The organism is Caulobacter sp. FV1ye13L (assembly GCF_058681155.1).
The window spans coordinates 2,441,758-2,462,879 of sequence record NZ_CM178732.1 but is presented as its reverse complement, the minus strand read 5'-3'; the positions used below and the strand labels follow the sequence as shown (position 1 = coordinate 2,462,879).

The following is a 21,122-nucleotide window of genomic DNA, read 5'->3' as shown; positions in this document are numbered from 1 at the left end:
TTCAGACCCGGGGCCGGATCACGTCGATCGGCGGCGGCGGCGGGGTGACCCGGTCCGGCGACGGCGAATGAGGGGCTGGCGGTCCGAACGGCTTTTGCGGCTGCGCGCAGCCGCAAAGGGCCGCCGCCGTCAGGGCCAGGATCAGGCCTGACTTCAGCATCCCACCAGGCCCACGCCGGCGAAGTTGCGGTTGCCGCCGACGCCGACGCCGCCAAAGCGATCGCCGAGCGCCACGCCCAGACCCAGTGCGCCAGGGGGGCTGGCCACGGCCAGACCCAGATTGCCGTTGGGGGTGAAGATGCCCAGGCCGGACTTGAAGCAATGATTGTCACCGCGAGGATCCCAGACCTCGACCTGGCCATCGGCGCGGGTGAAGGCCCAGCGCTCACCGCGCTCGTCGCGACCGCTCACCGAGATCTTGCCCTTGCCGTCGGGCGTGACGCCGTACGACTCGCGGGTGAAGCCGTCGACCGCGCAGGATGAAACCAGACCGGGCCGGCTGAGATCGCCGTTCAGGGCCGCCGCCGAGCGGGTCTGGGCATTATAGGCCGAGACCTCGGTATCGCCGCCGCGACCGCCGCCGACAAACACCTGGGTGCCGGTCGCGCTGTCATAGGTCATGATATCCGGCGCCTTCCCGGTCAGGGGTTCGCCGCAGGCGGCGGAGCGACCGCCGCCGGGTCCGCGACCGCTCTGGGCCTGGGCCTGGACCGCGCCCAGCGAGGCGGCGACCGTCAGGGCGACGGCGAAGACGTGGACGAACTTGCTCACTTGGGGGCTCCCCCTGATTGAGATCCGCCCGCCAGAGCGTCATCAGACAGCTGTGGCGGAGCCGAGGCCGCCGAGGCCGGCAGAACGGTCGGGGCGGGCCAGTACGAGTCGAAGTCGAGGCGGGCCTGATCGCGCGGCGAGCGGAAGACCTCCGGCGCCTCGAACCAGGGACGACAGGTCAGTTCGCCGTTGAAGTGGCCCTTGACCAGGGCCTCGCAGCCGCCGGGACGGGCAAAGACGCGGTTGTCGACCGACCGGACCTGACCGCCGGCGTCGGCATAGATGCCCGAGCGCATGACGCGGTGGATGCGGTTGTTGGAGGCGAACACGATGCCGGAGGCGGCATAGATGCCCACGTCCGTGGCCTCAAGGTCGCCGCCGCGAATCTGCAGGTTGGCGTTCTCAAGCACCACCGCCCAGTCGCTTTCGCGAACCACGGGATTGAGCAGCGTGGTCTCATCGCCGCCGCCCACATAGACGCCGCGCGAGAAGCCGTCGACGTACAGGCCTTCGATCTTCACCAGTTGCTGGCGGTTCATACCAGCGATCACGAAGCCGGCCGAGTTGCGGGTTCGCGACGAGCCGGTCCAGTCGCCAAGCCGGGTGATGCGGATATCCCGCATGCGGCTGTCGCCCGAGGTCTCGAAGGCCGCGCCGATAGCGGCGGCGGCGATCTCGACATTGGACGCCATGATCTCGCCCGTGGCCTTGACCACCGGCTGGCGGGTGCGGCCGACGAAGACGGTGTTCTGCAGCTCGATACGGCTGTCCTGCACGTCCATCGCCGAACCGTCGCCGCTGTAGCGGATGGTCACGCCCTTCAGGGCCAGTTCGGTGGCGCGGCCGGTGATGCACGAGGCCTGACCGGCGCGAACGGCCTCGATGCCCAGACCTTCCAGCACCACATACTGCACGCCCGGTGCGATACGGATGCAGGGCTGGCCGGACGGGGCCACCAGGATCGGCGCGTCGCGAGACGGCGTGTAGTCACGCACTAGGATGGTGACCGACTGGGTGATGTTCAGCGACTCGACGCAGGCCCGGCCCTGGGTCGAGGTCAGGGTCAGATAGTCGCCGTCATAGAGACGCGCCAGCGTGTCATTGACCTGGCCCGGATAGGCGTAATCGCAGTTGATCTCGCGCTGCACATAGCCGGGGCGACCGCCACTGGCGACCTCGCAGCGACCGCGAACGCGGTAGCTGCCGCGCGGGCACGGCTTGACCTTGGGGCGATAGCTGGTCTTGCAGCCCCGCGACAGGTTGGGCTCCAGCAGCAGGCCAAAGCACGGGCGGATCTGCTGGTCGACCTTGGCGTCGGGCGAGGCCAGCGCCACGGCGGGCGCGGCGGCGAGGCCCAGCGACAGCACGGCCACGAGGGCCAGGAAGCGGCTCAGGCGGCTCATCGATAGTCCCTTTCGATGTAGGGCCGACCACCGCGCTCGGCGGCGGGTCTGGGCGGACGCGAGACCTGGGCCAGCAACTGTTGCAAGCGCCAGACCGAAGGCTTGAAGCCGGCCAGGGCGCCGTCCAGCTGATAGACCACGGCCCTGGCGCGATCCTGATCGGCCACGCCCTGCAGTCCCAGCGAGAAGAAGGTCGACATGGCGTACTTGGCCTCGGCCGAGCCCTGGCGTTCGGCTTCCTCGTACCAGTGATAGGCGCGGGCATAGTCGCGGGGCACGCCCACGCCCTCGGAATACATCACGGCCAGGACGAGCTGGGCTTTGGATGATCCGTTGACGGCGGCGTACTGCACCGCCCGCACCTTCTCGATGGCGCTCAATCGGCCGGTGATCGGACGGCCGATCATCGCCTGGAAGGTCTGGGCGTCGCCTGACGCCAGCAGTTTCTCGTCGAGCACCGGTGACGGGATCACCCGCAGATAGGCCAGGGCCTCGCCGATATGGACGAAAGGAAGCTCGTGCAGGCGTGTCTGGGCGGCTTCCCTGGATTCGCCCGACTGGTCGGACTCGTCAGAATGGGGCACGCCCGATTCCGGGGATTCGGGCGGGTAGAACTCGTAGGGCGGGATCCAGCGCTTGGCCTTGGTCTCGACGAAGGCGCCATACGAGGCCCGCTGCGGCGAGGAGCGCTCGAAGTCCTTGAGCATGACATAGGCCGAGACGTCGCCCGTCTGCACCGCCAGGTAATTGTAGAGATAGGCGTCGACGTCGTTGCGGCGGAACAGGTCCAGCGCGGCCGGCGTGCCGGCGCGCTTCTGGCTGCCATAGGCCTCGACGGCCTGAAGATTGTCGGACGGCTCGCCATACGGGCCGAAGAAGCCGTCATGGATGCGGGCCAGCACGCGATAGCCATCAGCGCCCTGGCTGGAGAGCACGTAGATCACGCGGTTGCGGACCTTCTCGCGCTCTTCGGTCGACATGCGCGCCAGCAGCCGATCCAGCGCGCCATAGGCGCTCTGGCGCTCGAAGGCGCGGCAGTCGTCGAAGCGCGACAGGGCCCGCCCCTCGCCCTTGCCGCGACGCTCATAGGCCGCGATCGGTGCGTAGCCGCCAGCGTTGGACAGGGCCATGGCGTACCACACCGCAGCCTCGACCTGATCCTCGAGGTTCTTGTCGACCGAGCGTTGACCTTCGTAGCGGCGGGCCAGTTCCAGCTGGGCGAAGAAGTCGCCGCGGAAGCCACCCTGGCGAAGCGCCCGGATTTCTTGCTGCTGCTGATTGAACTGCCCGGAGACGCCCTGGGCGGCCTGCGGACGCGGACAGGCGCTGGCCTTTCTCTGGAGCCAGAGGTTGGGGCCTACGTCGCAGCCCACCAAGGGAATCACTACGGCGGCGACCAGCGCCCCGATCGGAACGCGGCGCAGCAGGGCGCCTCGCCGGGAAACCGCCCCAAACAGGGTCATTCGGAGCGCGGAATAGCGCGAAACAGCATCGCTGGCTTCGTGCATCACTCCCCCTCCAGCACGCCGTTAACCATAACCATCAAGGACTCATGTGCCCGGTGTCGCAGGCTGTCAAGGTGAAGCAACAGCGTTCGCCTAGCGGCGTGTTGACACGTCCGCGCAAGGACTCGCGCCTCAGGGGAATTCAGCAAACACGGGCGAGATTCGACGCGGGGCAAGATTGCGAAACCATGACGGACGCAACCGCGAAGCGAATTTGATCATGCCCTGAATCAGGCTGGCCGCGCCCGGTTTTCGAGCGCGGCCAGACCCGGATCAGACCTGAATAGGACTAGCGGCCCGTCGGCATGTCCTTGAACGCCACGTCCTTGTCGACGCGCACATCGCCCGGCAGGCCCAGCACCCGCTCGGCGATAATGTTCTTGAGGATCTCGTCGGTGCCGCCGGCGATCCGCAGGCCGGGGGCCCACATCAGGCTCTGCTGGAACGCCGCCTCGGCCGGGGCCTGATCCGGGTCAATCAGGATGCCGTACTGGTCTTCCATCTCGACGGCGGTATTGGCCAGGTCCTGCATCTGGTTTGCGGCGATGATCTTGCCGATCGAGCTTTCCGGTCCCGGCGTCTGGCCGCGCGACAGGGCGGTCATGGTGCGGAAGCGGGTGAACTTCAGACCTTCCGACTGCACGTACCAGTCGGCCAGCTTTTCGCGGAAGGCGTTGTCCTTGATCGCCGGGCCGGTGGCGCCGGTCAGTTCCCGCGCCAGCGCCATGATCTCGCGATAGTTGGGGCCAGACGAACCGCCGACGGCCAGGCGCTCGTTCATCAGGGTGACCAGGGCCACCTTCCAGCCCTCGCCGACCTCGCCCAGACGCTGGCTGTCCTTGACCCGCAGGTCGGTGAAATAGACCTCGTTGAACTCGCGCCCGCCCGACATCTGATGGATCGGCCGGCATTCGACGGCGGCGTCCTTCATGTCGATCCAGAACATGGTCAGGCCCTTGTGCTTGGGCACGTCGGGATCGGTCCGGGTCAGCAGGATGCCGTAGTCGCAATAGTGGGCGCCGGTGGTCCAGACCTTCTGGCCGTTGATGACCCACTCGTCGCCGTCCTTGATGGCGCGGGTCCGCAGGGCGGCGACGTCGGAACCGCCGGCCGGTTCGGAGAACAGCTGGCACCAGATCTCCTCGCCTTTCACGGCGGGGCTGACGAAGCGCTGCTTGGTCTCAGTGTTTGAGAAGGCCATCACCGTGGGCACGCACATGCCCAGGCCGATGGTGAAATAGCCGTAGCTGAGGCCAGCCTTGGTCTCTTCCTGGCCAAAGATCACCGACTGGATCGGCGTACCGCCGCCCCCGCCGATGGCGGCCGGCCAGGTGATGCAGGCATAGCCGCCGGAAGCCTTGCGGGCCTGCCAGGCCTTGGCGGCGACCATGTGCTGGTCGGTGTTGGGCTTCAGCTCGCCAAACTGCGCGCGGTGCGCGGCGGCGTTCTCAACCAGCCAGGCGCGGGCCCTCTCGCGATAGGCGGCTTCTTCGGGTGAATCGTTGAAATCCATGATCGTCTTTCCCTTACGCCGCGTTCTTTTGTTCGAGCTGGCTGACCAGCCGCTCTTTCCAGACCCGCGGCGCACCGGCCACGAGGCTGAGCTGGCGCGAGCGCCGATAATAGAGGTGGCAGTCGACATCCCAGGTGAAGCCCATGCCGCCGTGCACCTGGATGCTTTCCTTGCTGGCGAACCAATAGGCGTCAGACGCCGCGATGCGGGCCGCAGAGGCCGCGATCGGCAGCTCTGGCGCATCGACGGTCAGCGCCCAGGCCCCGTAATAGGCGTTGGAGCGGGCGACCTCGTTCTTGACATACATGTCGGCCAGCTTGTGCTTGATCGCCTGGTAGCCGGCGATGACGCGGCCAAAAGCGTATCGGCCCAGCGCATACTCCTTGGCCATCTCCAGGCACCGGTCAGCGCCGCCCAGCTGTTCGAAAGCCAGCAGCACGGCGGCGCGGTCCATGATCGCCTGCACCAGTTCGAAACCAGCGCCCGCCTCGCCCAAACGCTCAGCCGTCACACCGTCAAAGGTCAGCTTGGCCACGCCGCGCGTCGGGTCGAGGCTCTTGAGGGTTTCGCGCACGACGCCCTTGGCCTTGAGGTCGACCAGGAACAGGCCCGGCTTGCCGCCCTCGCTGGCCAGGACCAGAGCCATGTCGGCCACGTCGCCGTCGGTGACCGGGATCTTCACGCCCGTCAGCTTGCCGCCCTCGACCCGGCAGGCCAGGTTCGAAGCATTGACCACGCCCGGACCTTCCGAGGTCGCCAGGCAACCGATCAGCTCGCCGGCGGCGATGCGCGGCAGGACGGCGGCCTTCTGAGCGTCGCTACCGGCCAGCATCACGCCCTCGGCCAGGAAATAGACCGTCGAGGCGAACGGGATCGGCGCGACAGCGCGGCCCAGTTCCTCGGCGATGGCGCACAGCTCGACCCGGCCAAGGCCCAGGCCGTTGAACTCCTCGGGGATGCAGGCGCCCAGCCAGCCCTGCTCGGCGACAGCGGTCCACAGGTCCTGGTCGAACGAGCGGCTGGCGTCATCCAGAACGCCGCGCACGACAGCGGGGCCACAGCGCCCGTCGAGGAACTTGCGCGCCTCGTCCTTCAGGAACTTCTGGTCGTCGGAAAAGTCGAAATCCACCGGTCGCCTCCCAGGAGCCTGCCCTGTGGGCAGGCTCGTTGTTATCACTGTGTGCGTGACCGTCGCCGAAACCGGCATCCACTTTCGGCTGTCACGCCCACGACGGAACTCTACGATTGGCCCGTCTCTGGAAACACCCTGACTGACCTTTCACCGCAGGGAAAGATTGACCCGGCGTCAAGGATTTCAGGTTCTTATGACGATCGTCCAGTTCACGTCGCGTCCAAGGGGCCATGGCCAAGACCGTCTATCAGCGCAACCAGAAGGTTTGGGTCGACAGCGTCGGCGCGTGGGCGACGATCGAGCGCATCGTACCGATCTGGGCCAAGGGCTTCGACGAGCCCGTGCGGGTCACCTATGACGTCGGTCTGGGCCGCGAATTTCACGCCCATGAGCTCAAGCCCGAGGAAAAGATCGACGCCGAGGGCGCCGGCATGGTCGCCCATTGGCGGGTGCTGCGGGCCCGCAACAAGTGGCAGCAGGAAAGCGACTGCCCCCACCACCCCTATCCCGGCACCTATCCGGTGGTGGTCACCGATCCCAACGACTGGGGCGGGTGGCGGACGCCGGGCGCGGAGTATGACCGCGATCCGCGCAAGATCGAATATCAGGCGCGGCTGATCGCCAGCGCCCCGCGCCTGCACGCCATCGCCCGTCAGATCCTGGAACTGGTCGCCGACCATCCCGAGGATGCGCCGCCCGCCCTGGCCGCTCTGGCCCACCAGGCGTCAGCCATCGAGCGTTATCTGCACGAGGTTCCGGCCGCCGCAGAGGCCGTGAGCAATATCGAAAACTAGGCCGGCCAGTCCCGGCCGGAGCCGGGACGCCGCAGTCGATCGTGGGCTGTGAATTCGATAGCCGGACGCACGACGCCCAGATCGATCTCGCCGCCGCCTGGCAAAAGACGTAGGCAGCGCCGCCCGATCCAGATCAGCACATCCATGCCTTCGGCCGCACCTTCCCTGGCCCAGCCGCGCAGCACGGCCTCGAACGGCGCGCGCCGCCAAGCGTTGGGCTGGGCCGGGTCGAGCTCGACATTGACGACCCGCCCGCCCTCGCCCGCATGCAGCACAAACCCGCTGCGGTCTGGTCGCCAGTCATCGCCCAGACGTGTGTCCAACAGCCAGTCACAGGCAAACTCACCGCAGCCGGCCGGCCGGACCTGATAGACCTCACAGCCCTTGCCGCGACGGTAGTAGCGGCACCAGACGTGCGGCGCCTTGTCGAGCTCGCGCACGCCGATCAGCTTGCAGCATTGGCCGCACGCGCCGCATTCCCGCTCAGCCATGCTCATCCCCGCCCGCGACTGCACCCCTCGCAGGGTTTAGTCGTCGAGCGGAGACATGCAAGGCGACAGATCAGAAGCGGTAGCCGACCCCGACCGAAGCCACGATCGGGTCCAGCTTGACCTTGGACTTCAAGGCGCCGCCATTGATCGAGGCGTCGGTCTCGAACCACACCTTCTTGACGTCGATGTTCAGGTTGTAGCGCGCGTTCAGCGGCACGTCGGCGCCGACCTGCAGGGCATAGCCGAAGCCGTCGTCCAGCTTCACCTTGAAGCCGTTCTTGTCCTTGCTGCTGTAGAACAGCATGTAGTTCAGGCCCGCGCCGACATAGGGGCTGAACTTCGCCGCCGGGAACGGGTGATATTGCAGCGAGACGACGGGCGGCAGGACCCAGGTCTTGTGAACCTCGACGTTCGTGGCGCCGCCCACGGCCTTGACCGTGTGCTGGGTCGTGCCGGCGATCACCTCGACGGCGAGCTTGTCGCTCAGGAAATAGGACAGGCCGATGGTCGGCTTGATGTCGTCATTGACCTCTGCCTTCAGGCCCGTGGCGGCGCCCGCAGCGGTGAGGATCGAGTTGCCGGCGTCGGGCGCTACATCGGTGACGCGGACGTTCAGAACCAGATCACCCTTGGCCTTCGGCTTGACGGCCTCTTGAGCCTGAGCGGCGGAAACGGCCAGGAGGCTGGCGACGCAGGTCAGGGCCAGGCGGGTCGCGATAGTCATCTTTATCCCCTTATTTCGAACCGGGCGCTGCATTGGGGGCGCCCGAAAAGGGGATTGCGCCCAGTTGAGCGCGCATTCTTTGATCAGGAACAAGTCCGTACGGAAAATGTGGCCTTTCGCCCGGACCTTATTACTTAAGGGCTCTCGCGCCGGCCGCCGCGGACCTCTAGATTGCCCGCATGCGCACAGAAACGCCCCAGGCCATCCGGCTCGCCGACTACCGCCCCTTTCCGTTCGAGATCGAAGAGACCGAGCTTGTCTTCAAGCTTGAGCCCTCGGCCACGCGGGTCCTGGCCACGCTGAAAATCAGGCGCACGGGCGATGCGGGTGAGCCGCTGGTCCTCAACGGTGAGCGGCTGAAACTGATCTTGGCGGCGATCGACGGGCGCGACCTGAGCGCGTCGGACTACGGGCTGGACGCCGAGTTCCTCACCCTGGCCGATGTGCCCGACGCCTTTGTGCTGACGACCGAGGTCGAGATCGATCCCGCCGCCAACAAGGCGCTGATGGGTCTCTATATGTCAGGTGGTCGTTTCTGCACCCAGTGCGAGGCCGAAGGCTTCCGCACCATCACCTACTTCCCCGATCGCCCGGACGTGCTCTCCCGCTACACGGTGCGGATCGAGGCCGATGAGGCGTTCGGCTACCTGCTGAGCAACGGCAATCTGTGGGAAGGCGGCGAGCTGGATGACGGCCGCCACTACGCCGTCTGGAACGACCCCTTCCCCAAGCCCGCCTATCTGTTCGCCCTGGTGGCCGGCGAGCTGGACGTGCTGGAGGACAGCTTCGTCACCATGAGCGGTCGGACCATCGCCCTGCGAGTCTATGTTGATCCGGGCCAGGCGCCGCGCGGCGCCTATGCGATGGACAGCCTCAAGCGCTCGATGAAGTGGGACGAGGACGCGTTCGGCCGTGAATACGATCTGGACCTGTTCATGATCGTCGCCGTGCGCGACTTCAATTTCGGGGCGATGGAGAACAAGGGGCTGAACATCTTCAACAGCTCCCTGCTGCTGGCCGATCCCGAAACCGCCACCGACGCCGACTACGAGCGCATCGAGGCGGTCGTGGCCCACGAGTATTTCCACAACTGGACCGGCAACCGCATCACCTGCCGCGACTGGTTCCAGCTGTGCCTGAAGGAGGGCTTCACGGTCTTCCGCGACCAGAGCTTCAGCGCTGATCAGCGCGGCGCGGCGGTGCAGCGGATCAAGGACGTCAAGGCCCTGCGCGCGCGCCAGTTCGCCGAGGACGCCGGCCCCCTGGCCCACCCGGTGCGGCCGTCCAGCTACATGAAGATCGACAACTTCTACACCGCAACGATCTATGAGAAGGGCGCGGAGATCATCCGCATGCTCAAGACCCTGCTGGGCGCCGAGGCGTTCAGGAAGGGCAGCGACCTCTATTTCGAGCGCCATGACGGCCAGGCGACCACGGTCGAGGCCTTCATCGCCTGTTTCGCCGACGCCTCAGGACGCGACCTGAGCAACTTCTTCGCCTGGTATGAGCAGGCCGGCACGCCCAGCGTGTCGCTGGTCAGCGCGTATCACGAGGACTCCAGGGCCCTGGAGATCACGCTCACCCAGTTCACCGCCCCGACGCCCGGCCAGCCCACCAAGAAGCCCCTGCCGATCCCGGTCACCATCGGCCTGCTCGATTCTGACGGCGCGGCGCTGCGCGACAGCGAGGTCGTGGTGCTGGATGGCGCGACAAAGACCGTCCGCTGGGAAGGTGTCGCCTCCCCGCCCGTGATCTCGGCCCTGCGCGGCTTCTCGGCCCCGGTGAACCTGACCACCGACGCCCGGTCGGTCGATCGCTATGGGCTGTTCGCCGCCGACCCGGATCTCTTCAACCGCTGGGAGGCCGGCCAGACCCTGGCCCGCGACCTGATCCTGGCCCGCGCCGGCGGCGCGCCCGATGAGGTCGGCGAAGAGCGCTATGCCGACGCCCTGGGCCGCGCCCTGCTGGACGAGCATTCAGAGCCGGCCTTCAAGGCGCTGCTGCTGGCCCTGCCCAGCGAGCCGGACCTGTCGCTGGCCATGGAACCGGCCGATCCGGCGGCCATCCACACGGCGCGAAGCGCCCTGCGCGCCCGCATCGCCGTGCATCTGGGCGACCTGCTGCGGCGCCTGCATGGCGATCTGCAGACCGCCGGCGAGTTCTCGGCTGACGCCCAGTCCGCCGGCAAGCGAGCCCTGCGCAATGGCTGCGCCGACCTACTGGCGGCCGATCCACATGCGGTGAACGTCGAGCGCATTGTCGGCCACTTCGAGGCGGCCGCCAACATGACCGACGCCATGGGCGCGCTGTCGGCCCTGGTCCAGATCGGCGGCGAGGCCCGCGACCGGGCCCTCGCCGCCTTCCACGCCAAATGGAAGGACGAACCGCTGGTGCTGGACAAGTGGTTCGCCGTCCAGGCCCGCGATCCGTCGCCCGAGGTGCTGGAACGCATCGTTGCCCTGACGAAGCACGCCGATTTCGACGCGACCAACCCCAACCGCTTCCGGGCGCTGGTCTCGACCTTCGCCAACTTCAACCCGTCGCGGTTCCACGATCCCAGCGGCGCGGGCTATCGCTTCCTGGCCGAAAAGATCCTGGCCGTGGACGCCTACAACCCGATGACTGCGGCGCGACTGGTCGAGCCCCTGGGCAGCTGGCGGCGCTATCCGGAAGCCCTGGGCGCCCAGATGCGCGAGGCCCTCAAGGGCGTCGCCGCCCATCCCGGCCTGTCCAAGAACGTGCTGGAACTGGCTGCCAAGGCGCTCGACTGACAAAGCCACGCCCGGTCGCAGACGGATCAATTGCGACCATTAGGCCCATACCCCGCCAAATCGGCCGTTCGGCCGTGACGGGGACCTTTGGCGTGCGGTAGATTCAGCCGATGTGGCGAAGTGACTCGCCAAACTGTTGTTCGGGAGCCTTGGGCGTTTGAGAATTGGGGATGCGAGACCCGGAAGACTGGCGGGAGCCGGACTTTCCGCGGCGGGCGTCGTGCGGTCGATCACCGCGCGTTCGCCGTCGCAGGTCTATGTCCGCGTCGCCATCCTGGCCGCCCTGCTCCTGCTGGCCGTTTACACCGCTTTCGGCGTCAAGCGCCTGCAGGACGAGGCCGCCATGGCGCCCGGCGGCGCCAGTCTCGCCATAGAAGCCAGCCTGGTGGCCAGCCGCATTGAAGCCAATCTGGCCGCCCAGCGCGCCGGTCTTTCGGCGGCCTCAGACATCCTCCAGCGCGACCCCGCCGACACCATGGACGCCGCCGAGATCGCCCTGCGCGCCAGCGGCGGCGAAGCGATGGCCGTGGCGGTCGCCGGGCCATCGGCCGTCCAGGCCGTGGCCGGTCGCGACGAGGGCGCGGACTGGAAAGCCGCCGCCCGCGCAGCGGCCGCGTCGGGGCGCTCGACCTGGATCGGTGCGGCGGGCGACAACGGCCGCCTGTATGTCGCCGCCGTCGCCCCGGCGTCGACCGGCCGCAACTTCATCATCGCCAGTGGCGATCCCAGCCGACTGCTCGTCGACCCCGGCCAGGGCGGCGCCCGCGCCATCGCCCTGCCCGACGGCAGCCTGGTCGCGACCCAGGGCCGGATCGTTCAGGGCATGCAGACTTTCCGCGACGCCTTCGCGCTGTCGATGGAAGACGTCGGCGGCAAGGGCGCCGCCCTGCGCGGCCAGGCCGCCAATGGCGCCCTGCTGGACGTGGCCGTGCAGCCCCTGGCCGAGGGCGCCCTGCTGGCCGTGGCCGGCGCGCGGTCGCGCAATGTCGCCAACCTGGACCGCCAGGTCATGGAAGGCGCCTTCAATCTGCTGGCGCCCCTTGGCGTCGGCATCGCCCTGGCCCTGCTGCTGATGATACAGAGCCGCAAGGCCGAGATCGCACACCGCGAATTCGTCGACAGCGAGCAGCGCTTCCGCCTCGCCGTCGAGGCCGCGCGCTGCGGCATCTGGGAATGGGACCTGCGCGCCGACCAGGTGTTCCTGTCCGATGTCACCGGCGCGATGTTCGGTTGGGGCGGCGGCGGCATCGTCTCGGGTCAGGATCTGCTGGACCGCATCTCGATCGATCACCGCGAGCGCGTCCGTCAGGCCCTGGCCAATGCCGCGATGTATGGCGCCTTCGACGTCTCGTTCCGGGTGCCCGCCACCCAGCAGGGCGGCCGCTCGATCTGGGTCGACGCCCGCGGCCAGGGCTTCGGCAAGCCGGGTCAGGACGGCTATATACGCATCATCGGCGTGGCTCTGGACGTCACCGAAGAGCGCCTGGCCCAGGCCCGCGCCCAGGCCGCCGAGAACCGCCTGCGCGACGCCATCGAGAGCGTCTCTGAGGCCTTTGTGCTGTGGGACCGCCAGGGCCGGCTGCTGATGTGCAACCGCAACTACCGCAGCGTCTTCTCTCTGGAGCCCAAGCTGCTCAAGCCCGGCGCGGCCCGCGCCGAGGTCAACCGCTTCGCGGCCCTGGCCATCAAACAGGACTATCCGGCGCCCGACGGCGCCAAGGGCGTGCGCGAGGCCGAAATGATGGACGGTCGCTGGATCCAGATCAGCGAGCGCCGCACGGCCGAAGGCGGCCTTGTGATGACCGCCGCCGACATCACCGCCATCAAGAACCAGGAAGAAGCCCGCCGCCTCAACGAGGAACAGCTGCAGAGCGCCGTCAACGGCCTGGAGCGCAGTCAGGAGCAACTGGCCGAGCTGGCCCGCAAGTACGAGATGGAGAAGGTCAAGGCCGAGGGCGCCAACAAGGCCAAGAGCGAATTCCTGGCCAACATGTCCCACGAGCTGCGCACCCCGCTGAACGCCATCAACGGCTTCTCCGAGATCATGATGAACGAGATGTTCGGTCAGCTCGGCGACCAGCGCTACAAGGGCTACAGTCAGGATATCCACAATTCCGGCCAGCACCTGCTGGCCCTGATCAACGACATTCTCGACATGTCGAAGATCGAAGCCGGCAAGATGAACCTCAAGTTCGAGCCGCTGAACCTGGAAGACGTGGCCGAGGACGCCGTGCGTCTGGTGCGCAATCGCGCCGAGGCCGCCGGCCTGAAGCTGTTGATCGACTTCCCGCAGTTGCCCGAGATCGAGGCCGACTATCGGGCGGTCAAGCAGGTGCTGCTGAACCTGCTGTCCAACGCCATCAAGTTCACGCCCCGGGCCGGCAGCATCACGATCCGCGCCGAGGTGCGCCGCGATCCCCTGGGCGAGCGCGTGCGGGTCTCGGTGCAGGACACCGGCATCGGCATCGCCAAGGAAGACCTGGCGCGCCTGGCCCGTCCGTTCGAACAAGTCGAGAGCCAGCTCTCCAAGACCACCCAGGGCACCGGCCTGGGCCTGGCCCTGACCAAGTCGCTGATCGAGATGCATGACGGGGCGCTGGAAATGGCCAGCACGCCGGGCGAAGGCACGACGGTCAGCTTCACCCTGCCGATCCGCCAGAGCGAGATCCATTCCGGCCGCGACTTCGCCGCCGCCTGATCACGATCGGGCCGGGGCCAATTATGACTTTATTTTCATAGACTTAATTCCGCGTCATGAAGCAGACGTAACGGGTATCTGCGTTCTGTCGGATCTAAACCCTCACTCAGAAAACGCGCCTGGCGCACATCGAGGGAGTTACCCAATGTCCAAGTTCATCAACCGTCTGGCCGCTGTGGCCGCCCTGGCTCTGGCCGCTACGCCGATCATCGGCCTGACCGCCGCTCACGCCGCCGAACCCGTTCAACCCGCCCGGATCCAGGTCGGCGACCTGGAGCTGTCGCGTCCTTCCGACGCCGCCCAGTTCATGCGGCGCGCCGAGCAGGCCGCCGACGAAGTCTGCGCCGCACGCACCGCCAAGGAAAAGCTGCGCGGCCTGTCGATCCGCGCCTGCTATCAGGATTTCAGCGCCGATCTGCGGAGCGAACTGAGCCGCACCCAGCTGTCCGATCTGCGCGCCGCGCGCCGCGCTCAGCCGGCGACCTTCGCCACGCGCTCGATCGGCCTGTTCTAGGCCAGCCCTCTAGCCTTGACGCATCCACGCCGCGACGGCCCAGGCATGGGCGTCGTGGCGCAAGGCGACCACGGCGTCGCGAGGATCCAGCCAGGCCAGTTCATGATCGTCCTCGACCTTGAGCCCGGCCTTCAGTTCGATCATGCGCGCCGTGTGGACGCCCCCGAAATTGCGCACGGGCTGGCCGTCGGACTTCAGGAAGACCTGCGAGACCGTGACGACCAGGTCATCGACCTCGACCACCAGGCCGGTCTCTTCGCCAAATTCGCGGACCACGGCCTGAGGTTCGGTTTCACCCGGATCGACCGCGCCCCCCGGCAGGTCGAAATAGGGCGGTTTGCCGGGCTTGGTCACCCGCACGACCGCGATCTCGCCGAGGGTGTTCTCGACGATGCCGAAGGCTGCGGGGCGGTCCAGATAGCTTAGCCCCGGCGCCGGCTGGCCGAACGCGAGCAAGGGGTCAGTCCTTGCCGTAGAGATCAGGCCACGGATCGGCCTTGCCGCTCTCGACGTCCGCCACGCTGATCTCCGGGCGATAGCCGATCTTGCCGTTGGCGCTTTCCCGCCAGGCTTCCGTCACCAGGTCACGCAGCGCGGTCGCGCCGGCCGCCAGGCGAGCCTGGGTGAAGGCCTTGCCGCGCGGATCGGTGTCGACCAGGGCGCCGGCCTTTTCCAGGGCATACAGCGGCTCTGTCTCTTTCCACGTCGTGGTCAGATAGCCGACGACCCGGGTCTCGATCGAGCAGGCGCAGTCCTTGTAGGCCGGCATCAGGGCCTTGACCTGGGCCTGGTCGCCGACAGCCTTGGCCAGAGGGCCTTCGAAGTTGAAATGGGTCGAGCGGGACTGGGTGTAGCCGTTGGGGTTGGGATAATCGCCCCAGCCATTGTAGTGGACCGACAGGTGCATCGGCTGGCTGGCGTCGCCCACATAGTGCGCCCAGACGCCCAGGTCGCGGATCAGCAGGTCCTCGCGGCGCTTCAGATCGGCGGCGTACCAGGCCTTCTTCATCGGATCCGTCGCCGACTTTTCGGCGGCCACCAGAATGCGCCAGTAGGTGAAGTCCTTCACCAGCTGCTGATAGCCGTCGATGATCGCGTAAGGCAGGTAGCCGGCCTTCCAGCTGTCGACGCCGGCGGCGCGCAGGGCCGTTTCGTAGTCGGCGCGGGTTCCCGGCATGGCCTCGACCGTGAACATCGGACCGCCGTACATCCGCCCCTGGTCGTCGACGTCCAGGAAGTGGGCGGCGTCGCGGTCATGGTCGTGGATCTTGCCAGAGCCCTTCGAGCGGTCCGGCTCGCGGGCATATTCGCCGATCGCCGCCACAGCCGTCGGGGTGCGCAGGAAGGCCGGCACGTCTGACGGCAGGCCCTGAACGGCCAGCACGCCCACCAGACGGTGGCCCGACGAGCCCCAGGCCAGAGCGGAATTGGCGGGCGCGGCGAGCGCCGCCCCGATAGCGAGAACCCTGAGGCTGGACGACAGGCGCGACATGGAAGCTCCGCGAAACGACTTAAAGACCCAGGGCGGCCTCGACCCGGCTGATCCAGGCCTGGACGGCGGGATACAGCGACAGATCGAACCCGCCTTCGTGGGCGACCCGGGTGTAGGCCACCAGCGCGATATCCGCCAGAGTGAGCTGTTCGCCCACGAGGTACGGCGTCTGTTTCAGCTGGGTTTCCAGGCGACACAGGGCGCTGTTCCCGCGCTCGAGCAGCTTGGCGTCCAGTTCGCTGACCGGCTTGCCCAGATAGGAGACCTGGAACCGCGCGACGGCGACATAGGGTTCGTGGCTGTACTGCTCCCAGAACAGCCATTCATACATCTTGGCGCGATCAAAGGCGTCAGACGGGATCAGCGCTGAACCCTCGGCCAAATGCAGCATGATGGCGTTCGACTGGGCCAGGGCCCGACCGTCGTCGAGGATCACCGCCGGAACCTGCCCTGCGGGGTTCAGGGCCAGGAATTCCGGCGTCCGCGACTGCGACTGCAGGATGTCGACTTCGATCCACGCGAACGGCAGGGCCAGTCGCTCGGCGGTCCACTTCACCTTCAGGCAGTTGCCCGATTTCGTGTCACCGTAGATGCGAAGGGTCATGAGTTCTCCTCCCGAGGGTTGTCACGCGGCCGTGATCGGACTATCCAGAGCCCAGCCCGACAGATACGCCGATAAGAGGATTCCCTCGATGCGTCGCACGCTCGCCGGAATTTTGGCCGTTATGGCCATGTCCACCGCTCTTCCCGCTTTCGCCGCCGGCTCGGACTCCGAGTCCGCGCCTGATCCGCTCGGCGACCTGATCACGGGCGCCTTGACGGGCACCATTCCGGGCACGCTCGAATACAAGATGCGGGCGACGCTGTATCACGCCGGCGCCAAGGGCATCCGCGGTCTGGACTCGCTGGGCTGCAAGGTCGTGGCGATGCGCACCGTCGCCGTCGACAAGACCGTCATCCCGCGCCGCACCGTGCTGTTCATCAAGGAAACCGTCGGCCTGCCCATGCCCGATGGCGGCACGCACGACGGCTACTGGTACGCCTCCGACGTCGGCGGCGCGATCAAGGGCCTGAAGCTGGACCTGTTCAGCGGCTCGGGCCGCGCATCGATGAACCCGCTGATGGGCCTGAACCTGAGCCACCTGTCGGTCAGCAAGGTCGGCGAGTTCAAGGGCTGCCCGCCGGAATAGGCCGGGCTTTACGGCGCAAGCCAGCGCCGCTTTTCCATCCCGATCCGTTGACGGCCGCTCTAGGCCGCCTGCATCTGCTGCTTGACGCGCTCGGCCAGGGTCTTGATGTCGATCGGCTTGGGCAGGAAGGTCACGCCCGTCTCGCCTTCCAGCAGGTCGCTGAACTCGGCCTCGGCATAGCCGCTGATGAACATCACCGGCGCATTGCCCAGATAGCCACGCGCCTTTTTCAGCAGGGTCGGTCCATCGATGCCGGGCATGATCACATCGCTGATCAGCAAGTCGATGGTGCCCGCATGGGCCTCGGCGATCAGCAGGGCTTCCTCACCGTCGCAGGCCTCCAGCACTTCATAGCCGCGAGCGCGCAGTAGGCGGGCGGCGACGCCGCGCACGGCGTCCTCGTCCTCGACGAACAGGATGCGGCCGGCGCCCGACAGGTCACGCGGCGGACGGGCCTTGACCGGCTGAGCGGCGACGGCGGCGGCCTCGGCGATGGCGGCGGCGGTCGGCACGTGGACCGGCAGGAAGATGCGGAAGGCCGCGCCCTCGTCCGGGCGGCTATGGACGTGGATCCAGCCGTCGCTCTGCTTGACGATGCCATAGACGGTGGCCAGGCCCAGGCCCGTGCCCTCGCCCACCGGCTTGGTGGTGAAGAACGGGTCGAAGATCTTGCCCATGACGTCGGGCGGAATGCCCGGACCGTCGTCGCTGACCTCGATGAAGGCGGTGTCGCCGTCGGCGCCCGGGAAGCCTAGAGCGACGGCTTCTTCCTGGGTCAGGCGGGCCGTGCGGATGCGCACGATGCCGCCGCCCTTGGCGGCGCGCACGGCGTCGCGGGCATTGACGGCCAGGTTCATGACCGCCGTCTCAAGCTGGCTCTTGTCGGCGCGAACCTGCGGCAGGTCACGGCCATAGTCGGTGATCAACTTGACGTCTTCGCGCAGCAGGCGGCGCAGCAGGACCTCGAATTCCGAGATCAGTTCGCCCAGATCCAGCACCTCGCGCTGCACGGTCTGCTTGCGCGAGAAGGCCAGCAGCTTGCGCACCAGATCGGCGGCGCGCACGCCCGTCTGACGGATCTCGTTGAGGCCCTCATACGACGGGTCGCCCACCGGGTGGCGATGCAGCAGCTCGTCCAGGCGCAGCTGGATGGCGGTCAGAAGGTTGTTGAAGTCGTGAGCGACGCCGCCGGCCAGCTGGCCGATGGCCTGCATCTTCTGGGCCTGGGCCAGCTGAAGCTCGATCTGCTTCTGCTCGGACACGTCGATCATGTAGGCGACCAGCCGCCCCTCGGCCCGATAGAGGTAGAGGTGGGCGATGCGGGTCGGGTCGCGCGACAGGCGCACCTCGAACGGCCCGGCCCTGCCCCCTGCCATGCGGGTCTCGGCCTCGGTGCGGGTGACCGGTTCGATCAGTTCGCCAAACAATACACCGGCCTTGGCGCCGGGGCCGGCCATGGCGGTCAGCGCCGGATTGGCCTCGAGAATGCGGGAATTGAAGGGATCCAGCCCCTCCAGCAGGGCGGCGCCGAACGGCGAGGCGCCGGAAAAGGCGTCCAGCGAACCGGGCGGCGGGGCCATGGCCGGGGCCAGGGACACGGGCGGCGCCTCGGCGGCGATGGTCTGGATGACGGCGGGCGGCGCCAGGCGGACCAGCAGACGGCCGCCGGCCAGGCGAGACACGGTGGCGACTCGGTCGGCGCCGTCGACGCGCAGAAGGCCCTCGGCCATCTCGCCCTTGCGGGCCCGGACCAGGGCCGCGAACAGGCCCGAGCCCGCCACGCCCTTGGGCAGTCGGCGCGCATCGCCCATGATCAGCCGCCAGGCGACATTGGCCGCCAGCAGACGCCCGTCGGCGGCGACCAGGGCGGTGGGTTCGTTCAAAGCGTCGATGAAGCCTTCGGCGGCGTCCAGGTCGCTCTCATGGTGGGCCGAGGCGCGAATGGCCACGAGGCCCAGAATGGCGACGCCGGCAACGCCGCCCAGCAGCAGCAACCCCGCCAGGGTGGCCGGTCCGGCGCGCAGGGCGGGAACCGCCGCCAGGCCTGCCGCAGCCACGAAAAAGATCGCCGCGCCCCAGATATAGGGGTCGAAGCGGCGGCGCGAGACGCCGGTATCAACAATGTCCTGGACGGGCATTTCGGCCATGGACGACTGCAATCCTTGTTCAAAGCCCGGTCGCGACTCAGCTTGAGCCGATCCGAGGATACTCTTTATGGAACGCAAGGTCAGAGGGCGTCTGAATTGCGCTTTAAAAACGGCCAATTAGAGCGGACGGGCCCGCGCCTTCGGCTTCTTGCCGTTCATGATGAAGCCGATGACCTTGGCCACAGCCTCGAAATGATCAGCCGGGATTTCTTCGTCGATCTCGACCGTCGCATACAGGGCGCGGGCCAGGGGCGCATCTTCCAGGACGGGCACGCCGTGCTCCTCGGCGACCGCGCGGATTTTCAGGGCCAGGTCGTCCATGCCCTTGGCCACGCACAGCGGCGCGGGCGTCTCGCCCGGCTCGTACTTCAGCGCCACGGCGTAGTGGGTCGGGTTCATGACCACCACCGTGGCCTTGGGCACCGCCTGCATCATCCGCTGGCGTGAACGCTGCATCTGGATCTGGCGGCGCTTGGCCTTGATGTGCGGGTCGCCGTCCGACTGCTTGTACTCGTCCTTGACCTCCTGAAGGGTCATGCGCATGCGCGTCATGAACCGCTGGCGTTGCCAGAACCAGTCAAAGCCTGCGGTCAGGATCAACAGCAGGATCACGGCGAAGAACAGCTTGGTCGCCAGCTTCATCGAGGCCGGGATCATATGGGACGGGTCCATCCCGACCATATTGACCACCTCGCTGGCATGAGGCTTGAGCACGTAATAGGCGATGATGCCGGTGGCGATGAACTTCAGCGCCGACTTGGCGAACTGCACCAGGCCGTCGATGCCGAACAGCCGCCCCATGCCCTTGATCAGATCCAGCTTCTTGAAATCGGGCTTGATCTTTTCCGGCGTCATCATGAAGCCGGTCTGGGCCACGTGGGCGATGAAGCCGAAGATCGCCGTGGTCAGCATGACCAGGACCAGCGGCGGCAAGGCCGCCATGATGGCCTGGCGAGCGATGATAACCGCCCCGCCGCTGCTCAGATCCATCTGGCCGGCATAGGCCAGGAACGGCACCAGCGCCGCCGACAGATCGCGCGTCAGCCAGCCGCCGGCCATCAGGATCACCGCGACGGCGCCGATCAGCGAGGCCAGCTGGGGAACGTCCGCGCTCTTGGCGACGTCGCCCTTGGCCTTGGCGTCCGACAGCTTCTTGGCTGATGGTTCTTCTGTTTTCGAGTCGTTGTCTGTGTCTTCCGCCATGGTCCGCCCCTAGTTGAAGATCAGGAGGAGGTCGCGGTAGCGGTCGGTCCAGACCATGGCGATGCCGCCAAGGCTGAGGGCCAGCAGAGACAGGCCCAGGATCACGCTGAGCGGCGAGGCCACAAAGAAGATCTGGAACGACGGCATGACCCGCCCCACCAGACCGACGGCCAGATTGAACACCAGCGAGAATACGATCACCGGGGCGGCCAGCTGGATGCCCAGGGAAAAACTTTCAGCCACGGTGCGCACCGCCAGGGTGGCGGCGTCCTGCACCGGCACGGCGCGGCTGAACGGGAACAGGTCGTATGACTTGACGATCGCCCCGATGAACAGGTGATGCAGGTCAGTGGCCATGATCAGGGTCAGACCCAGCATCGACAGAAACGTCGCCACCGCCGTGCTGGACTGCCCCATCGACGGGTTTGTGGTCTGGGCGAACGACAGGGTCGTCTGCATCGAGATCACTTCGCCGGCCGTCGACATGGCGGTGAAGAACAGCTTCAGCACCGAGCCGATCATCAGGCCGATCAGGATCTCGTGGATCACCTGGCCCCACAGGCCGCCGACCGACGTCGGCACACCCGGGACGGTGTTCTGGAGCAGCGGCGTCAGCAGCATCGACATCAGCAGGGCAAAACCCAGACGAACGCGCGGCGGCACCGAGTCGTCGCCGATGCCGGGCATCAGCATGACCATGGCCCCGACCCGCGCAAAAACGAGGCCGGCGACATAGACCTGGGCGGCTGTCGCGTAGGAGTCCAAGCGGCCCTC

19 protein-coding genes are annotated in these 21,122 nt (G+C 67.2%); 5 read left to right on the top strand and 14 right to left on the bottom strand.

Annotation, left to right across the window (positions count from 1 at the left end; all coding sequences use genetic code 11):
- Window position 1: 1 nt before the first annotated feature.
- The 6 genes from ACW176_RS11805 to ACW176_RS11780 form a co-directional block, all read right to left on the bottom strand.
- Entirely contained in the window at window positions 2–160 is a 159-nt protein-coding gene (locus ACW176_RS11805; RefSeq protein ID WP_419317716.1) for a hypothetical protein, read from the bottom strand.
- Window positions 154–771 (bottom strand): hypothetical protein, encoded by a 618-nt coding sequence (locus ACW176_RS11800; protein WP_492109261.1) that lies wholly within the window; start codon window positions 769–771, stop codon window positions 154–156. Before ACW176_RS11800 ends, ACW176_RS11805 begins: the two co-directional genes overlap by 7 nt.
- Window positions 768–2,174, bottom strand: coding sequence for a hypothetical protein (locus tag ACW176_RS11795; protein ID WP_492109260.1), 1,407 nt, complete (start codon window positions 2,172–2,174; stop codon window positions 768–770). The genes ACW176_RS11800 and ACW176_RS11795 overlap by 4 nt, the downstream gene beginning before the upstream one ends.
- On the bottom strand, window positions 2,171–3,682 hold the full coding sequence (locus tag ACW176_RS11790) for a tetratricopeptide repeat protein (protein WP_492109259.1): 1,512 nt from the start codon (window positions 3,680–3,682) through the stop codon (window positions 2,171–2,173). Before ACW176_RS11790 ends, ACW176_RS11795 begins: the two co-directional genes overlap by 4 nt.
- Window positions 3,683–3,968: 286 nt before the next feature.
- Window positions 3,969–5,192 carry an acyl-CoA dehydrogenase family protein gene (locus tag ACW176_RS11785; RefSeq protein WP_492109258.1) on the bottom strand — a complete coding sequence of 408 codons (1,224 nt, stop codon included), beginning with the start codon at window positions 5,190–5,192 and terminating at the stop codon, window positions 3,969–3,971.
- Between the two features lie 13 nt (window positions 5,193–5,205).
- Window positions 5,206–6,321 (bottom strand): acyl-CoA dehydrogenase family protein, encoded by a 1,116-nt coding sequence (locus tag ACW176_RS11780; RefSeq protein ID WP_492057844.1) that lies wholly within the window; start codon window positions 6,319–6,321, stop codon window positions 5,206–5,208.
- A gap of 233 nt (window positions 6,322–6,554) precedes the next feature.
- Here ACW176_RS11780 and ACW176_RS11775 point away from each other — a divergent pair, with 233 nt between their 5' ends.
- Entirely contained in the window at window positions 6,555–7,118 is a 564-nt protein-coding gene (locus ACW176_RS11775; RefSeq protein WP_492109257.1) for a hypothetical protein, read from the top strand.
- On the opposite strand, the gene ACW176_RS11770 is transcribed toward ACW176_RS11775, so the two are convergent.
- Both ACW176_RS11770 and ACW176_RS11765 read right to left on the bottom strand, forming a co-directional pair.
- Window positions 7,115–7,609: a YkgJ family cysteine cluster protein gene (locus ACW176_RS11770; protein WP_492057845.1), complete on the bottom strand. Its 495-nt coding sequence runs from the start codon at window positions 7,607–7,609 to the stop codon at window positions 7,115–7,117. The two genes, ACW176_RS11775 and ACW176_RS11770, sit on opposite strands and share 4 nt — an antisense overlap.
- Before the next feature lie 70 nt (window positions 7,610–7,679).
- Window positions 7,680–8,333 carry an OmpW/AlkL family protein gene (locus ACW176_RS11765; protein WP_492109256.1) on the bottom strand — a complete coding sequence of 218 codons (654 nt, stop codon included), beginning with the start codon at window positions 8,331–8,333 and terminating at the stop codon, window positions 7,680–7,682.
- A gap of 179 nt (window positions 8,334–8,512) precedes the next feature.
- Between ACW176_RS11765 and pepN the strand changes: the two genes are divergently transcribed.
- The 3 genes from pepN (at window position 8,513) to ACW176_RS11750 (ending at window position 14,316) form a co-directional block, all read left to right on the top strand.
- Window positions 8,513–11,104, top strand: coding sequence for an aminopeptidase N (gene pepN / locus ACW176_RS11760; RefSeq protein WP_492109255.1), 2,592 nt, complete (start codon window positions 8,513–8,515; stop codon window positions 11,102–11,104).
- Between the two features lie 163 nt (window positions 11,105–11,267).
- Window positions 11,268–13,802 (top strand): cell cycle histidine kinase PleC, encoded by a 2,535-nt coding sequence (gene pleC / locus ACW176_RS11755; protein WP_492111921.1) that lies wholly within the window; start codon window positions 11,268–11,270, stop codon window positions 13,800–13,802.
- A 145-nt stretch (window positions 13,803–13,947) separates the two neighbouring features.
- Entirely contained in the window at window positions 13,948–14,316 is a 369-nt protein-coding gene (locus tag ACW176_RS11750; RefSeq protein WP_492109254.1) for a UrcA family protein, read from the top strand.
- A gap of 9 nt (window positions 14,317–14,325) precedes the next feature.
- On the opposite strand, the gene ACW176_RS11745 is transcribed toward ACW176_RS11750, so the two are convergent.
- From ACW176_RS11745 to ACW176_RS11735, 3 genes are read right to left on the bottom strand one after another with little or no spacing between them, the layout of a single operon-like run.
- Complete coding sequence (locus ACW176_RS11745; RefSeq protein ID WP_419317737.1) at window positions 14,326–14,772, bottom strand: NUDIX domain-containing protein; 447 nt, start codon at window positions 14,770–14,772, stop codon at window positions 14,326–14,328.
- Between the two features lie 4 nt (window positions 14,773–14,776).
- The gene (locus ACW176_RS11740) at window positions 14,777–15,808 is read right to left on the bottom strand and encodes a phospholipase C/P1 nuclease family protein (protein WP_492109253.1); all 1,032 of its coding nucleotides are present in this window, start codon (window positions 15,806–15,808) and stop codon (window positions 14,777–14,779) included.
- A gap of 19 nt (window positions 15,809–15,827) precedes the next feature.
- Window positions 15,828–16,412, bottom strand: a complete 585-nt coding sequence (locus tag ACW176_RS11735; protein WP_492057854.1) for a glutathione S-transferase family protein — start codon at window positions 16,410–16,412, stop codon at window positions 15,828–15,830.
- Between the two features lie 88 nt (window positions 16,413–16,500).
- Between ACW176_RS11735 and ACW176_RS11730 the strand changes: the two genes are divergently transcribed.
- Complete coding sequence (locus tag ACW176_RS11730; RefSeq protein WP_419317742.1) at window positions 16,501–16,998, top strand: 3D domain-containing protein; 498 nt, start codon at window positions 16,501–16,503, stop codon at window positions 16,996–16,998.
- A 59-nt stretch (window positions 16,999–17,057) separates the two neighbouring features.
- Here the strand turns inward: ACW176_RS11730 and cckA are convergent, their stop codons facing one another.
- The 3 genes from cckA to fliR form a co-directional block, all read right to left on the bottom strand.
- Window positions 17,058–19,145, bottom strand: coding sequence for a cell cycle histidine kinase CckA (gene cckA / locus ACW176_RS11725; protein WP_492109252.1), 2,088 nt, complete (start codon window positions 19,143–19,145; stop codon window positions 17,058–17,060).
- 117 nt (window positions 19,146–19,262) lie between these two features.
- On the bottom strand, window positions 19,263–20,348 hold the full coding sequence (gene flhB / locus ACW176_RS11720) for a flagellar biosynthesis protein FlhB (protein WP_492109251.1): 1,086 nt from the start codon (window positions 20,346–20,348) through the stop codon (window positions 19,263–19,265).
- Window positions 20,349–20,357: 9 nt separating this feature from the next.
- Window positions 20,358–21,113 (bottom strand): flagellar biosynthetic protein FliR, encoded by a 756-nt coding sequence (gene fliR / locus ACW176_RS11715; RefSeq protein ID WP_492109250.1) that lies wholly within the window; start codon window positions 21,111–21,113, stop codon window positions 20,358–20,360.
- Window positions 21,114–21,122: the final 9 nt, after the last annotated feature.